13 protein-coding genes are annotated in these 14333 nt (G+C 73.9%); 11 read left to right on the forward strand and 2 right to left on the reverse strand.

The window, feature by feature from the left end; translation table 11 throughout:
- Window positions 1-147 precede the first annotated feature (147 nt).
- Window positions 148-1353: an amino acid deaminase/aldolase gene (locus ACFYZS_RS23575; protein ID WP_389015892.1), complete on the reverse strand. Its 1206-nt coding sequence runs from the start codon at window positions 1351-1353 to the stop codon at window positions 148-150.
- A 212-nt stretch (window positions 1354-1565) separates the two neighbouring features.
- Between ACFYZS_RS23575 and ACFYZS_RS23580 the strand changes: the two genes are divergently transcribed.
- Genes ACFYZS_RS23580 through ACFYZS_RS23590 form a run of 3 tightly spaced genes read left to right on the forward strand, consistent with a single transcriptional unit; the run spans window position 1566 to window position 4266 of the window.
- Window positions 1566-2336, forward strand: coding sequence for a hypothetical protein (locus ACFYZS_RS23580; RefSeq protein ID WP_389015895.1), 771 nt, complete (start codon window positions 1566-1568; stop codon window positions 2334-2336).
- On the forward strand, window positions 2333-3523 hold the full coding sequence (gene mycP, locus ACFYZS_RS23585) for a type VII secretion-associated serine protease mycosin (protein ID WP_389015898.1): 1191 nt from the start codon (window positions 2333-2335) through the stop codon (window positions 3521-3523). Before ACFYZS_RS23580 ends, mycP begins: the two co-directional genes overlap by 4 nt.
- 2 nt (window positions 3524-3525) lie before the next feature.
- Window positions 3526-4266: an SseB family protein gene (locus ACFYZS_RS23590; protein WP_389015901.1), complete on the forward strand. Its 741-nt coding sequence runs from the start codon at window positions 3526-3528 to the stop codon at window positions 4264-4266.
- Window positions 4267-4342: 76 nt separating this feature from the next.
- On the opposite strand, the gene ACFYZS_RS23595 is transcribed toward ACFYZS_RS23590, so the two are convergent.
- On the reverse strand, window positions 4343-4729 hold the full coding sequence (locus ACFYZS_RS23595) for a DUF1844 domain-containing protein (RefSeq protein WP_053688768.1): 387 nt from the start codon (window positions 4727-4729) through the stop codon (window positions 4343-4345).
- A 378-nt stretch (window positions 4730-5107) separates the two neighbouring features.
- Between ACFYZS_RS23595 and infC the strand changes: the two genes are divergently transcribed.
- The 8 genes from infC to ACFYZS_RS23635 all read left to right on the forward strand — a co-directional run bounded on the left by infC (window position 5108) and on the right by ACFYZS_RS23635 (window position 13971).
- Entirely contained in the window at window positions 5108-5833 is a 726-nt protein-coding gene (infC, locus tag ACFYZS_RS23600; protein WP_389015905.1) for a translation initiation factor IF-3, read from the forward strand.
- Window positions 5834-5938: 105 nt separating this feature from the next.
- A complete protein-coding gene (gene rpmI / locus ACFYZS_RS23605; protein WP_327282603.1) occupies window positions 5939-6133 on the forward strand; it encodes a 50S ribosomal protein L35 in 195 nt (64 codons plus the stop codon).
- 103 nt (window positions 6134-6236) lie between these two features.
- Window positions 6237-6629 (forward strand): 50S ribosomal protein L20, encoded by a 393-nt coding sequence (gene rplT, locus ACFYZS_RS23610; RefSeq protein ID WP_030860181.1) that lies wholly within the window; start codon window positions 6237-6239, stop codon window positions 6627-6629.
- 149 nt (window positions 6630-6778) lie between these two features.
- Entirely contained in the window at window positions 6779-7645 is an 867-nt protein-coding gene (locus ACFYZS_RS23615; protein WP_389015909.1) for a TrmH family RNA methyltransferase, read from the forward strand.
- Between the two features lie 55 nt (window positions 7646-7700).
- Window positions 7701-8939 (forward strand): ATP-binding protein, encoded by a 1239-nt coding sequence (locus ACFYZS_RS23620; protein ID WP_389015912.1) that lies wholly within the window; start codon window positions 7701-7703, stop codon window positions 8937-8939.
- 153 nt (window positions 8940-9092) lie between these two features.
- Window positions 9093-10220, forward strand: coding sequence for a phenylalanine--tRNA ligase subunit alpha (gene pheS, locus ACFYZS_RS23625; protein WP_389015915.1), 1128 nt, complete (start codon window positions 9093-9095; stop codon window positions 10218-10220).
- A complete protein-coding gene (pheT, locus tag ACFYZS_RS23630; protein ID WP_389015918.1) occupies window positions 10220-12748 on the forward strand; it encodes a phenylalanine--tRNA ligase subunit beta in 2529 nt (842 codons plus the stop codon). The genes pheS and pheT overlap by 1 nt, the downstream gene beginning before the upstream one ends.
- Before the next feature lie 194 nt (window positions 12749-12942).
- Window positions 12943-13971: a PP2C family protein-serine/threonine phosphatase gene (locus ACFYZS_RS23635; RefSeq protein ID WP_389015921.1), complete on the forward strand. Its 1029-nt coding sequence runs from the start codon at window positions 12943-12945 to the stop codon at window positions 13969-13971.
- Window positions 13972-14333 lie beyond the last annotated feature (362 nt).

A 14333-nucleotide genomic window follows, 5' to 3' on the forward strand; every position in this document is an offset into this window, starting at 1 on the left:
AGGGCGGGGCCGGCGGGGTCTGGCGCGTGCGATCGCAAGGCGGAGGAGAGAGGCGACGCTCGCGTCGTCGACCGACGACAACGCCGCGAGCGCGCGTGCCGGGCGCCGCGGGGCAGGCGGGACTTTGCGGACACCCCCTAGCGGCGGCTACAGGAACGTGCGGCCCTCGCCCCGGTACGTCGGGACGGTGGCCGTCACCCGGTCGCCCTCGACGAGGTGCAACGCGTCGAAGCGCTCGCACAGTTCGCCCGCCTTGGCGTGGCGGAACCACACCCGGTCGCCGATCAGCAGATCGTCGGCCGGGCTGCCGAGCAGCGGTGTCTGCACCTCGCCGGCCCCCTCCTGGGGGTCGTAGCGCAGGCCCTGCGGGAGGTACGGGACCGGGAGCCGGTCCGCGCCGGCCGCGCCGGAGGCCGGGTACCCGCCGCCGAGGACGGTGACCACGCCGACGCCGGGCCTGCGGACCACCGGCTGGGCGAAGAGCGCCGCCGGACGGCCGCGGAAGGACGTGTAGTTGTCGAACAGTCGCGGTACGTAGAGCCCCGAGCCGGCCGCGATCTCCGTGACCGCCTCCTCGGCGGCGGTCTGCTGCACGCTGCCGGTGCCGCCGCCGTTGACGAACTCCAGATCCGGGACCACCGCCCGTACGGCCCGTACGGCCTCGGCGCGACGGGCCGCGAGCTCCTTGCGGGCGGCGGCCTGCATGAGCCGGACGGCGCGGGAGCGGAAGGGGCGCCCGGCGAGGGCGTCCCCGACCCCGGCGACGTGGCCCTCGTACCCCATGACCCCGACGACACGGAAGCCGGGACGGGCGGCGACCGTACGGGCGAGGGCGGCGAGCTGGGCGGGCTCGCGCAGCGGTGAACGGCGGGCGCCGACACGGATCCTGCCGCCGAGGAGGTGGAGGGCCGTGTCGAGCTCGAGGCAGACGCGGATCTCCTGCGTCCCGCCCTCGCGCGCCCCGTCGATCAGCTCCAGTTGGGCGGGGTCGTCCACCATCACGGTGACGGCCGCGGCCAGCTTGGGGTCGCCCGCGAGCTCGGCGAAGCCGGTGCGGTCGGCCGAGGGGTAGGCGAGGAGCACGTCCTCGAACCCGGAGCGGGCCAGCCAGATGCTCTCGGCGAGGGTGTACGACATGATCCCGGCGAACCCGGGCCGGGCCAGGACCCGTTCGAGGAGCGCGCGGCAGCGGACGGACTTGCTGGCGACGCGGATCGGCTTGCCGGCCGCGCGGCGGACGAGGTCGTCGGCGTTGGCGTCGAACGCGGCGAGATCGACGATGGCCAGGGGCGCGTCGAGGTGCGCGGTGGCCCGGTCGTAACGGGCCCTGTCTCCACCGGCGGGAAGATTCATGGGCGGCAGCCTGCCAGATGGCCGTACCGGTGGGTAGGGGTCTGTGGCGGTGGCCGCGCGGTTCCGTCCCGCGTCCCGGCGCGGACCGGCGGACCCCCGGCACCGCGCCCGGCGCGTCGGGCGACGCCCCGGGCCGGGCCCCGGGGAGGGGGCGGCGAGGGCGCGTAGAGTACGGGGTGGCAGCCGGACGGAACGGGGGGCGGAGCCGCCGGATGAGTGCGTCTACACCGCAGACCGCGGTCCTGTCCGAGCCCGTGGCCGCATCCGGGCGGCGCGGGGCCGGGCGCGGCGTCGCCGTCGTGGTGTGCGCCGTCCTCGGGGTCGGCCTCCTCGGCGGGGCCGGGGTGAGCGGCTGGGTGCAACAGCGGGACGCCCACCGGCCCTTGGCCGCCGGCGCCGCCTACCGCAAGGCCGGATCGCTGTGGCGCGAGACGCCCGTGGACAGCCTGTTCCCGCCCGTCCTCGGCGGCGCCGACGCCGGCCCCGGCGGGGCCGACCGCACCTGGACCCGCATCGCGCTCGCACCCGACTCCGACTGCGCACCCGCACTCGCCGCCGACTGGCAGGCCGCACTCGCCGCCACCGGCTGCACCCGCGTCCTGCGCGCCACCTACACCGACGCCACCCGCAGCTCCCTCGTCACCGTCGGCCTGGTCTTCACCCCCGCCGACGCGGCGCGGATGGAGACGCTGCGCGGACGCCTCCCGGCCCCGCCCGGCTACGGCTTCGCCGACAGCCAGCGCGCCGCCTGGACCGCGTCGGTGGTCGCGCGGGCCCCCGTCGTCGTCTACACCGTCTCCGCGTTCACCGACGGCCGCACGCTCGACTCGCCACGCCCCGCGGAGGACATGATGCGCAAGGACGCCGCCGGAGCCGTCGCCCAGGCCGGCCTCGGCCACGAGGCCAAGGCCGTGGCCGACCGCATGGAGCGCGCCGTACGGACCCTCGCCGCACCGCCCGCGCCCGCCGGCGACCCCCGGTGAGGCCCGCCCGGGCCGCCGTCGCCCTCGTGCTCGGGGTGCTGCTCGCCGGGGCCGGCGGGGGGCCGGCCGTCGCCGACACCATCCGCGACCGGCAGTGGGCGCTCACCGCGTTGCGCGCCGAGGAGGCCTGGGGCACCACCCAGGGCGCCGGGGTCACCGTCGCCGTCCTCGACACCGGGGTCGACGGCAGCCATCCCGACCTGGCCGGGCAGGTCCTCGACGGGACCGATCTGATCGGCATGGGCGCCGGGCGCGGCGATCGGGCCTGGGCCCGGCACGGGACCGCCATGGCCGGGATCATCGCCGGGCACGGCCACGGCGGCAACCACCGCCAGGGCGTGCTCGGCATCGCCCCCCGGGCCAGGATCCTCCCCGTCCGCGTGATCCTCGAAGAGGGCGACCCCGGCCGGGCCAAGGCACGCGAGAGCAAGGGCGGGGCGCTCGCCGAGGGCATCCGCTGGGCCGCCGACCACGGCGCGAACGTGATCAACCTCTCCCTCGGCGACGACAGCGAGTCCGCCCATCACGAGGCCGCCGAGGACGAGGCCGTCCAGTACGCCCTCGCCAAGGGCGTGGTCGTCGTGGCCTCGGCGGGCAACGGAGGCCGCCAGGGCGACCACGCCTCCTACCCGGCCGCCTACCCCGGGGTCATCGCCGTCACCGCCGTCGACCGCGGCGGACACAAGGCCCCCTTCTCCACCAGCAACTGGTACGCCACCGTCAGCGCCCCCGGCGTCGACGTGGTCATCGCCGACCCCGACCGCTCCTACTACGAGGGCTGGGGCACCAGTGCCGCCTCGGCCTTCGTCTCCGGCGCCGTGGCCCTCGTCAAGGCCGCCCACCCGGACCTGTCCCCGGCCCAGATCAAGCGACTGCTGGAGGAGACCGCCTCCGACGCCCCGCCCGGCGGCCGCGACGACTCCCGCGGCCACGGGCTCGTGGACCCCGTCGCCGCCCTGCAGGCGGCCGACGCGCTGCGCGCCGAGCCGCCGGTCCCCGTACCCGTCGCGGCCGCGCAGCCGTACTTCGGCCCCGGCCCCGAGCCGGTCCGGGCCGCCGGGCGCGGCACCCGGCTCGGAGCCCCGGCGGCCGCGGCCGCCGGGCTGGTGCTGCTCGCCTCGGCCCTCGTACTGGCCCGCCGCCCGCGGGGCGCCCGACGGGGCCGGGACCGGGATAGGGTCGGGTAACTGTGGCGAACAAAAACATTCCCGACCCCGGCTTCTCCGACGACGACGGCTCCGCCGACCCCCGGCTGAGCGCGGCCCTGGCCGCCTGGTCCACGGACCGGGCGAAGGAGCCGGAGGTGCTCGCCGCCCTCAAGGGCGCCCGCCTGCTGGTCCCGGTCGTCGCCGTGCTCGGCGAGGTCGAGACCGACCCGGAGAGCGGCCTCAAGCGCGAGAAGACCAGCGACATGGCCGTCCCGACGCTGCGGGCGGGGGACCGGCGGGCGCTGCCCGCGTTCACCTCGATCGCCTCGCTTGCCCTGTGGGACCCGGCCGCCCGCCCGGTGGCCGTCCCGCTGCACCAGGCGCTGGCCGCCGCCGCGCACGAGAAGGCCGACACCGTGGTGCTGGACCTGGCCGGCCCCGTCACCTACCAGCTCACCGGCCCCGCGCTGCTCGCGCTGGCCGAGGGCCGCACCGACGCCGGCCCGCTGGCCGACCCCGCGGTGCGGGAAGCCGTACGGGCCGCCGTGTCCGCGGAGCCGGCCGTGCTCCGCGCCCACCTCGGGCCGGGCGGGGCGGACGCCGACGGCACCCTCGCGATCGTGCTGGCCGCCGGGGCGCAGCCCCACACCGCGGCCCGCCGCGTCGCCGAGGCCCTGGCCGCCGACGAGACCCTGCGGGCCCGCCTCGTACGCGGACTGGACCTGGCGCTGCTCCCGCCGGAGGCCCCGGCCCCGTCCGGGGAGCCGCTCTTCACCCGCTGACCGTCCCGCCGAGCGCCGAGAACGCGCAAGGGCCGGGGCAGCGCCCCGGCCCTTGCGCGCAACGCGTACGGGCGGCTCAGCCGAAGACCGGGCCCGTGAACTTCTCGCCCGGACCCTGGCCCGGCTCGTCCGGCACGATCGAGGCCTCGCGGAAGGCGAGCTGCAGCGACTTCAGGCCGTCGCGCAGCGGGGCCGCGTGGAAGGAGCTGATCTCGGTGGCGCTCGCCGTGACCAGGCCGGCCAGGGCCGTGATCAGCTTGCGGGCCTCGTCGAGGTCCTTGTGCTCGGAGTCCGGCTTGTCCAGGCCCAGGTTGACCGCCGCGGCGCTCAGCAGGTGCACGGCCACCGTGGTGATCACCTCGACGGCGGGCACGTCCGCGATGTCGCGGGTCATGGCGTCGTAGTCGGGAGCGTCCGGCGTGCTGCCGGCCTCGGTGGCGGGGGTGGGGGTCGCGTCAGTCATGCCTCACACGATAAGCCGGGCCGCGCACGCCGCTGACCGGCCCCTGCTCCCGTACCGGCCGCCGGCCGCCGGGTGAGCGGACCCGGCGCGGAATGCTATATTGGACTGACGACCGGCCGGAGACGCATGTCCCCGGCCCACAAGTGGAGGCTCCGCTCTCCCACCCGACCACCCTCCGGGGCGGCGGGTCACCGGTCAGGTGGCATCCATCGTTCCGTACGGACGATGGAAAGCTGCCCGAGTCTGCGCCCCGCGATCGCATGCGGCGGTGCTCCGGTTGTATTGGAGCCCCTGCCTGTGCCTCGGCGGGGCATTTTTCATGTTCCGCCGCGGTTGGTCTGACGACATCAGACGTCAGCGGCTGTCTGCCAGGCAGCCGTGTGGTGCTACCGAGGAGGATCCATCAGCACCGAGCCCCGCATCAACGACCGGATTCGCGTTCCCGAGGTACGACTCGTCGGTCCCAGCGGTGAGCAGGTCGGCATCGTGCCGCTTGCCAAGGCCCTTGAGCTGGCGCAGGAGTACGACCTCGACCTGGTCGAGGTCGCGGCGTCCGCACGCCCGCCGGTCTGCAAGCTCATGGACTACGGCAAGTTCAAGTACGAGTCGGCCATGAAGGCCCGTGAGGCGCGCAAGAACCAGGCGCACACGGTCATCAAGGAAATGAAGCTCCGGCCGAAGATCGACCCGCACGACTATGACACCAAGAAGGGTCACGTCGTTCGGTTCCTCAAGCAGGGCGACAAGGTCAAGATCACGATCATGTTCCGTGGTCGCGAGCAGTCCCGGCCGGAACTCGGCTACCGACTGCTGCAGCGTCTCGCTTCGGACGTCGAGGACCTCGGGTTCATCGAGTCGAACCCGAAGCAGGACGGCCGCAACATGATCATGGTCCTCGGTCCGCACAAGAAGAAGACCGAGGCGATGGCCGAAGCCCGCGAGGCGCAGGCCGCCCGCAAGGCCGAGCGCCAGGGTGTCGCCGCCGACGAGGCTCCTTCCGAGGAAGCCCCCGTCGAGGAGGGCACCGAGGTCGCCTCCGCCGAGGCCGACGCCGAGGCCGAGGTCACCGAGGCCGCCTCTCCCGAGGCACCGGCCGAGGCCTGATTCCGAGGCAGCCTGTCTCGGATCACCGACACAACATGACGCTCCCGGGCGCCGGTCTCCAACCGGACCGGCGGGGGGCGCCACCGACGAGGAGATAACGGCGCTATGCCGAAGAACAAGACGCACAGCGGTACCAAGAAGCGCTTCAAGATCACCGGCTCCGGCAAGGTGCTCCGCGAGCGTGCCGGTAAGCGCCACCTGCTCGAGCACAAGTCGTCCCGTCTGACCCGCCGCCTCACCGGCAACGCGGAGATGGCCCCCGGCGACGCCGCGAAGATCAAGAAGCTTCTCGGCAAGTGACGTTCTCCGCTCCCCTTCCGGGAGCGGACGGCGTCAAGACCGGGACCCCATCGAATTCGGGCCGTGTGAAGACACCCACGGCCCCGCTACAAGGAGTTAAAAAGTGGCACGCGTCAAGCGGGCAGTAAACGCCCACAAGAAGCGCCGGGCGATCCTCGAGGCGGCCTCCGGCTACCGCGGTCAGCGTTCGCGCCTGTACCGCAAGGCCAAGGAGCAGGTCACCCACTCGCTGGTCTACAACTTCAACGACCGCAAGAAGCGCAAGGGCGACTTCCGTCAGCTGTGGATCCAGCGCATCAACGCCGCTGCCCGCCAGAACGGCATGACGTACAACCGCCTCATCCAGGGTCTGAAGGCCGCCAACATCGAGGTGGACCGCAAGATCCTCGCGGAGCTGGCCGTCAACGACGCCAACGCCTTCGCCGCGCTCGTCGAGGTTGCGCAGAAGGCGCTCCCGGCCGACGTGAACGCCCCGAAGGCCGCTGCCGCCGCCTAAGCAGCAGGCAGCGAGCAGCACGCTTCGCGCGCAGCAAGCCCTTCACAGGCTTCAGCCCGGACCCGCAGGCCCCGTGCCTGCGGGTCCGGTGCGTTGTAGCCGATCCACCTGTTTCGACCCGCAGTACGCACGGAAGCGAGCCGACCGCCATGGGTACCCCCGCCCCCGCCGAGCTGATCTCCCCCCGATCCCCGCGGGTGGCCGCCGCCAGGCGACTGGCGCGGCGCAACTTCCGCACCAAGGAGCGCCGGTTCATCGCCGAGGGCCCGCAGGCCGTCCGCGAGGCCGTCGAGCACCGGGGCGCCGGCGGCGCGTCGACCCTGATCGAGCTGTTCGCGACCGTCGAGGCCGCCGAGCGCCACACCGGGATCATCGAGGCCGCGCTGGACGCCGGCGCCCGCGTCCACTACGCCTCCGACGAGGTGCTCGCCGAGGTCTCGCAGACCGTCACCCCGCAGGGGCTCGTCGGCGTCTGCCACTTCCTCGACTCGCCCTTCGAGGACATCCTCAAGGCCGGGCCCAAGCTCGTCGCCGTCCTCGCGCACGTCCGCGACCCCGGCAACGCCGGCACGGTGCTGCGCTGCGCCGACGCCGCCGGCGCCGACGCGGTGGTCCTGACCGACGCGTCCGTGGACCTGTACAACCCGAAGTCCGTACGCGCCTCCGTGGGCTCCGTCTTCCACCTGCCGGTGGCGGTCGGCGTCCCCGTCGAGCAGGCCGTCGAGGGGCTGCGGGCGGCCGGCGTGCGGGTCCTGGCCGCCGACGGGGCCGGCGAGGACGACCTGGACGCCGAGCTGGACGCGGGCACCATGGGCACCCCCTCGGCCTGGGTCTTCGGCAACGAGGCGTGGGGCCTGCCCGAGGAGACCCGGGCGCTCGCCGACGCCGTCGTGCGCGTTCCGATCCACGGCAAGGCCGAGAGCCTGAACCTCGCCACGGCCGCCGCGGTGTGCCTCTACGCGTCCGCTCGTGCACAGCGGGCTCCCGGAGGGTGCCGCTCCGTGACCCCCAGCTAGTAATGTGGCGGCCCGGGGGCCCACTGCGCTACTCGGAGATGTGGGGTACGGGGACATGACCGTCGGTACGAACAGCTCGCCAGGGGCCGTGACGGCCTCCGGGACGCCGTCGCTGGCGGCCGTGCCCCCGCAGGGCGCGGGGCGCGCCGCCGCGGCCGCACCCGGGCCGCGCGAACCCCGCGAGACCCGCGACCCGGCCGAACCGGGCGGGGTCACCGAGTTCACCGCGCTCGGGATCGACCCCGACGACCTCCCCGACGGGCTCGTCGTCGCCGACCACACCGGCCGCGTCATCTGCTTCAACTCCGCCGCCGCCCGGATCACCGCGCTGGCCCCCGGCCAGGCGCTCGGCGCGCGGATCGACCGGGCGCTGCCGTTGGAGGACCTCGACGGCCGCCGCTGGTGGGCGCTGACCGATCCGTACGGGGGCCTCGCCACCCGGCGCGGCCAGCCCGAGCGCAATCTCCTGCTGCCCGGCGGCCGCGAGGTGCTCGTCTCCGCCCGGTACGTGCGCACCCACCCCACCGGCCCGCTGCGCCGCCTCGTCGTCACCCTGCGCGGCACCGAGGCACGCCGGCGCACCGAGCGCAGCCACGCCGAGCTGATCGCCACCGTCGCGCACGAGCTGCGCTCGCCGCTCACCTCCGTCAAGGGGTTCACCGCGACCCTGCTCGCCAAGTGGGAGCGGTTCACCGACGACCAGAAGCGGCTGATGCTGGAGACCGTCGACGCCGACGCCAACCGCGTCACCCGCCTCATCGCCGAGCTCCTCGACATCTCCCGCATCGACTCCGGCCGCCTGGAGGTGCGCCGCCAGCCGGTGGACATCGCCACCGCCGTGGGCCGCCACGTCCAGGCGCTCACCGCGAACGGCCAGGCACCCGACCGGTTCCTCGTACGGGTCAGCTGCTCGCTCCCCGATCTGTGGGCCGATCCGGACAAGATCGACCAGATCCTCGGCAACCTCCTCGAAAATGCGGTGCGGCACGGCGAGGGAACGGTCACCATCGACGTATCGCCGACCAGCCTGACGAACGCAGCGGGCAAGACCGAGAAGGGCACCGCCGTCACCGTGACCGATGAGGGCCCCGGGATCCCCGAGGAGTCGATGGGCCGCGTCTTCACCCGCTTCTGGCGGGGCAGCAAGCGCGGCGGCACCGGCCTGGGCCTGTACATCGTCAAGGGCATCGTCGAGGCCCACGGCGGCGCCATCACGGTCGGCCGCGGCCCCGGCGGCGGCGCAGAGTTCCGATTTATCCTGCCCGTGGGGGCGCCGGCCTACCTCACGCAGTAATCCTGCGGAGCGTCTCGCCAGGCGGCCCACGGGCTCCTTCACCCCCAGCGACCTTTAGACTCGTCCTTTGGCACCTTTGTGTCCTTAGTGCCGAGCGCGAAGAGCGTGTCGCGCGGGGGACCCACCAGCCAGCCATCGGAAGTACGGGAAGAGATGTCGGCACCGAACAAGTCGTACGACCCTGTCGAGGTCGAGGCACTGAAACCGGAAGAGATCGAGCGCATGCGGGACGAGGCGCTCGCCGCCTTCGCGACCGCCGGCGACCTCGACGCGCTGCGTGAGGCGAAGACCGCGCACATGGGCGACCGCTCGCCCCTGGCGCTCGCCAACCGCGAGATCGGCGCCCTGCCGCCGCAGGCCAAGGCCGAGGCGGGCAAGCGCGTGGGTCAGGCCCGCGGCGCCGTGAACAAGGCCTTCGGGGCCCGCACGGTCGCGCTCGAAGCGGAGCGCGACGAGCGGGTGCTGGTCGAGGAGGCGGTGGACGTCACGCTGCCCTACGACCGCGTCCCCGCCGGTGCCCGGCACCCCCTGACCACGCTGATGGACCGCATCGCGGACATCTTCACGGCCATGGGCTACGAGGTGGCCGAGGGCCCCGAGGTCGAGGCGGAGTGGTTCAACTTCGACGCCCTCAACTTCACGCCCGACCACCCGGCGCGCCAGATGCAGGACACGTTCTTCGTCCAGGGCCCGAAGGGCACCGAGGGCGACGAGTCCGGCGTCGTGCTGCGCACCCACACCTCCCCGGTGCAGGCGCGCTCGCTGCTCGACCGGGAGCCGCCCGTGTACGTGGTGTGCCCGGGCCGGGTGTTCCGCACCGACGAGCTCGACGCGACGCACACCCCGGTCTTCCACCAGGTCGAGCTGCTCGCCGTGGACGAGGGCCTGACCATGGCCGACCTCAAGGGCACCCTGGACCACATGGTCCAGGCGCTCTTCGGCAAGGACATGACCACGCGGCTGCGCCCGAACTTCTTCCCGTTCACCGAGCCGTCCGCCGAGATGGACATGCAGTGCTACGTGTGCCGCGGCGAGTCGGTGGGCAACCCCGACCGTCCGTGCCGCACCTGCTCCAGCGAGGGCTGGATCGAGCTCGGCGGCTGCGGAATGGTCAACCCCAAGGTGCTCATCGCCTGCGGTGTGGACCCCGAGAAGTACAGCGGGTTCGCCTTCGGGTTCGGCATCGAGCGGATGCTGATGTTCCGCCACAACGTCGAAGACATGCGAGACATGGTCGAGGGTGACGTCCGGTTCACCCGGCCGTTCGGGATGGAGATCTGATGCGGGTCCCGCTTTCTTGGCTGCGGGAGTACGTCGACCTGCCTGCGGGCGAAACCGGTCGTGACGTACAGGCCAAGCTCGTAGATGCCGGCCTCGAGGTCGAGAGGGTCGAGCAGCTCGGCGCCGGCCTGAAGGGCCCCCTGGTCGTCGGCCAGGTGCTGACCATCGAGGAGCTCGAGGGCTTCCGCAAGCCGATCCGTTTCTGCACGGTCGACGTCGGCCAGGCCAACGGCACCGGAGAGCCGCAGGAGATCGTCTGCGGCGCCCGGAACTTCGCCGTCGGCGACAAGGTCGTCGTGGTCCTGCCCGGCGCCGTCCTGCCCGGCGACTTCGCGATCGCCTCGCGCAAGACGTACGGCAAGACCTCGCACGGCATGATCTGCTCCGGCGAGGAGCTGGGCATGGGCGACGACGGCACGCACGGGATCATCGTGCTGCCGCCCGAGCACGAGGTCGGCACCGACGCGATCGAGCTGCTCCAGCTCATCGACGAGGTCCTCGACATCGCCGTCACCCCGGACCGCGGCTACTGCCTGTCGATGCGCGGTGTGGCCCGTGAGGCCGCCACCGCGTACGGCCTGCCGCTGCGCGACCCGGCGCTGCTCGACGTGCCCGCGCCGAACTCGTACGGCTACCTGGTCAAGATCGACGACCCGGCCGGCTGCGACCGCTTCACCGCCCGTACGGTGACCGGCCTCGACCCCGAGGCGAAGTCCCCGATCTGGCTCACGCGGCGCCTGCAGAAGGCCGGCATGCGCCCGATCTCGCTCGCCGTCGACGTCACCAACTACGTGATGCTCGAACTCGGCCAGCCGCTGCACGCCTACGACCGCTCCCGCCTGGACGGCGCCATCGGCGTGCGCCGCGCCGAGCAGGGCGAGAAGTTCACCACCCTCGACGGGGTCAAGCGCACGCTCGACGCCGAGGACCTGGTGATCACCGACAACAGCGGGCCGATCGGCCTCGCCGGTGTCATGGGCGGCGCCAACACCGAGATCGCCGACTCCGTGACCGACCCCGAGACCGGCATCGTCTCGGGCACCACGGACGTCGTCATCGAGGCCGCGCACTTCGACGCGCTGGCGATCTCGCGCAGCGCCCGCCGCCACAAGCTCGCCTCCGAGGCCTCCAAGCGCTTCGAGCGCGGCGTCGACCCGCAGGCGGCCTCCGCGGCCGCGCAGCGGACCGTCGACCTGCTCGTGCTGCTCGCGGGCGGCACCGCCGAGGCCGGCGTCACCGAGCTCACCGCCCCGGGCGCCCCGCGCTCCATCGCGATGCGCGCGGACCACCCGGACCGGGTCGCGGGCATGGACTACGGCCGCGAGACCGTCGTCCGCCGCCTCCAGGAGGTCGGCTGCGACGTCTACGGCCAGGACGAGCTCGTCGTCACCGTCCCCTCGTGGCGGCCCGACCTCGCCGAGCCCAACGACCTCGCCGAAGAGGTCATCCGGCTGGAGGGCTACGGGAACCTCCCGTCGACCCTGCCGAAGCTGCCCTCCGGCCGCGGTCTGAACGCCCGGCAGCAGCTCCACCGCCGGGTCGGCCGCGCGCTGGCCGGCGCGGGCTACGTCGAGGCGCTCAGCTACCCGTTCGTCGGCGAGGACGTCTTCGACCAGCTCCAGCTGCCCGCGCACGACGCGGCCCGCCAGGTCGTCAAGCTGGTCAACCCGCTCTCCGACGAGGAGCCGGCGCTGCGCACCACGCTGCTGCCGGGTCTGCTGGGCGCGCTGCGCCGCAACGACAGCCGGGGCAGCCACGACCTCGCCCTCTTCGAGACGGGCTCGGTCTTCCGGGCCGGCCCGCAGCCGGGCGTCGCCGTACGGCTGCCCGTCGACCGGCGTCCCACGGCCGAGGAGATCGCCACGCTGAACGCCGCCCTGCCGGCCCAGCCGCGGTACGCCGCGGTCGTGCTGGCCGGAGCGCGCGAGCAGGCCGGCTGGTGGGGCAAGGGCCGCCCGGCCGAGTGGGCGGACGCGGTGCAGGCCGCGCGCTCGCTGGCCGCCGAGGCCGGTGTCGAGCTCGTCGTGCGCCAGGGCCAGTACGGGCCGTGGCACCCGGGCCGCTGCGCCGAGCTGCTCGTCACCCTGAACGGGGTGGAGACGGTCATCGGCCACGCCGGTGAGCTGCACCCGCGCGTCGTCAAGGCGATGGGCCTGCCGGCCCGCACCAGCGCCATGGAGCTCGACCTGGACCGCCTCGCGGCGGCCGGCGGCGAGGCCGTGGAGGCGCCCCGGATCTCCACCTTCCCGGTGGCGACCCAGGACGTCGCGCTGATCGTCGACGCCTCGGTTCCGGCGGCCGACGTCGAGACCGCGCTGCGCAAGGGCGCCGGCGAACTGCTGGAGTCCCTGCGGCTGTTCGACGTGTTCACCGGCGAGCAGGTCGGCGAGGGCAAGAAGTCCCTGGCGTACGCGCTGCGCTTCCGTGCGGCCGACCGCACGCTGACCGCCGAGGAGTCCACGGCCGCGCGCGACGCGGCGGTGGCGCTGGCGGGCGAGCGTACGGGCGCGGTGCTGCGCGGGGCGTGACCGTGTAACCGCCTGCCGCCGCGGCGGATCGAGGCACTGAGGGGCATGTCCGGACCTGCGGATATGCCCCTCACTCATTTGGGTGAGAACGCTCGTGACCCGTGTCCATCGATGCGGCGGGTCGACAGAATCGTTGCGGCCGAGGGGAGGCCGGAACGATGATCACGCGCGGGGAGATGCCTCAGGTGCGTCGGGTGTGCGTCCTCGCATGGGGCGGCGCCGCGGTGTCCTGGGAGCTCTCCACCCCCGGGCGGCTGGGCCCCAGCCTGGCCAGCTGCGCGGCGTTCCTGTTACTGGCCACCGGATGTGCCCTGCACATCCGGCGCGCGCTCCTGGCGGAGCTGAGACGCATGCAGGAGATCGCGGGCGCGGCCCAGCGGGCCCTGCTGCGGCCGCTGCCGGCGCGGATCGAGGGCCTGTCACTGGCGGCGGCCCAGCTGTCGGAGAGCCGGGGTGCCGCGGTGGGCGGCGACCTGTACGAGGCCGTGCCGACGGCCTACGGGGTGCGGGTGGTGATCGGGGACGTACGGGGGCACGGACTGCCGGCGCTGGGCGCGGCGGCGGCGGTGCTCGGCGCCTTCCGGGAGGCGGCGTACGACGAACCCGCGCTCGGCGGGGTGCTGGTGCGGATGGAACGGGCCCTGGCCCGGTACGTCATGGCCCAGGACGCCGCGGAGGAGTTCGTGACGGTGCTGCTGCTCCAGATCGGCGAGGACGGCTCCGTACTGGCCCTGAACTGCGGCCACCCCTGGCCGTACCTGCTGCGCGAGCCGCAGCCGCTCGAGCCCTGCGGGGCGTGCGGCCCCCGCCGGGCGGGTCCGGCCCCGCCGGCGTTCGAGGCGAGGGTCCGGGCGGAACCCGGGAAACGGAGAAGGGGCGGGGTGGTGGACGGCTCCGCCCGGCGGCGTCGGGACGTGCGGCCGCTCGACGGGGGCGAGACGCTCCCGCCGCTCGGGGTGGTGCCCGTACCGCCGGACCTCCAGCCGCAGGACTGCGGCCGACTGTGGCCCGGAGACCTGCTGTTCCTGCACACGGACGGGGCCGAAGACGCCCGCGACCGCCTCGGCCGCTTCTTCCCCCTGCGCAGCGTGCTCGCGGAGCAGCCCGCGGACACGCCCGCGCGGCTGGTCGCGGGCGTGCACGCCGAACTGCTTCGCCACACCGGCGGGCAACTCACCGACGACGTCGCCCTCTTGGTGCTGCGCAGCGACCGCAACCCCTGAACCGGAGGGACCGCACACCGGGCCCGGTGGGAGGGCCCGGCGCGCGTTCCACGACCCCTGCCGGGGCCCGGCGACCAACCGGGCGCCGGCGGAGCCGGAGCGCGCCGCCCGCCTGCCATGGAGTGTCGGGCAGACAGCAGGGCGGGCGGCGCGGTGCGGGTCGTCGCACTGTACGAGGGGGAGCCGACGACCCGAGCTGCCTCTTTGGCGAGGCTCTTAAGTGAACCGCCCCCAGGGCTCGTTGCGGCAGGGTGCGTATCGCATTTATGCGCGTTCTCACTTCACACCCTGTGTGAATCAAAAGGAGTACACCCCGTGTGAACCGCGCACCCACTAGCCTGAGACCGAAGAGCCCTTGGAGG

The organism is Streptomyces sp. NPDC001903, from assembly GCF_042891345.1.
In the GTDB taxonomy this organism is placed as follows: Bacteria; Actinomycetota; Actinomycetes; order Streptomycetales; family Streptomycetaceae; genus Streptomyces.